Genomic DNA, 1,073 nt, shown 5'->3' with positions numbered 1-1,073 from the left:
GGCGACCAGCGCGCCGTCGGGGCTGAAGGCGACGGTGGAGATGTCCTCCTGGCCCCGGTCCTCCAGCTCGCGCCGCAGGGCGCCGGTGGCCGGGTCCCACAGCGCCGCCCGCCCGTCCCAGCCGGCCGTGGCCAGGGTCTGGCCGTCCGGGGCGTAGGCCAGCGCCGTCACGCCCTCGGAGTGGCCGATCAGGTCGTGCACGGGCCGCTGCGCGGTGAGGTCCCACAGGCGCGCCGCGTTGTCCCAGCCGCCCGTGGCCAGGTGCCGGCCGTCCGGCGCGAAGGCCACCGCGGCGGCCACGTTCGTGTGCCCGGTCAGGGTCAGCGTCGGGGTGTCGCGCCGCACGTCCCACAGCCGCACCGAGTCGTCGGAGCCCCCGGTGGCGATCAGGCGGCCGTCCGGGCTGAAGGCCACCGCGTCGATGCTGTCGGTGTGGCCGGGCGAGAGGGACAGCAGCGGCTCGCCGGTCTCGGTGCGCCACAGCGGGACGAACAGGGCGTCGATGGCGGCGGCCAGGTTGGCGCCGTCCGGGCTGAACGCCAGGCCGTTGACGTCCGAGGCCACGCCCGAGGACAGGGCGAGGCGGGCCTCGCCGGCGGCCGGGTCCCACAGCATCACGGAGTCGTCGGTGCTCCCGCTGGCGAGGGTGGCCCCGTCCGGGCTCCATGCGAGGGCCTGCACGCTCTCGGTGTGGCCGTCCGGGAGGACGGTGGGCGCCTCCTCGCCGGCCCGGCCGTCCTCGATGGCCCAGATGCGGACGGTGGCGTCCGCGCTGCCGCTGGCCAGCGAGGCGCCGTCGGGGCTGAACGCCAGCGCGCGCACCCAGTCGGTGTGGCCGTGCAGGGTGGCGGTGTGCTCGCCGGTGGCCGTGTTCCACAGGAAGACGGCGTCGTCGTTCGAGGCCGTGGCCAGGGTGGTGCCGTCCGGGCTGAAGGCCACCGCGTTGACGCCGTCGCCGTGGCCGGTGAGGGTGCGCAGCTCGCGGCCGGTGGCCGCGTCCCAGAGGCGGGCGGCGCTGTCGTTGGAGGCGGTGGCGACCATCTCGCCGTCCGGGCTGTACGCCACGGCGTCGC

General features: G+C 76.8%; 1 protein-coding gene. It reads right to left on the bottom strand.

Going from position 1 to position 1,073, the window contains the following annotated elements; all coding sequences use genetic code 11:
* The coding region (locus D7231_RS35270) for a WD40 repeat domain-containing protein (protein ID WP_147449906.1) at positions 1-1,073 on the bottom strand (1,073 nt) is incomplete at both ends.

Origin of the sequence: Streptomyces klenkii (assembly GCF_003626645.1) — a bacterium.
Taxonomy (GTDB): Bacteria; Actinomycetota; Actinomycetes; order Streptomycetales; family Streptomycetaceae; genus Streptomyces; species Streptomyces klenkii.
Note: the sequence above shows the minus strand (reverse complement) of the source record. Positions and strands in the feature narration are given on the sequence as shown.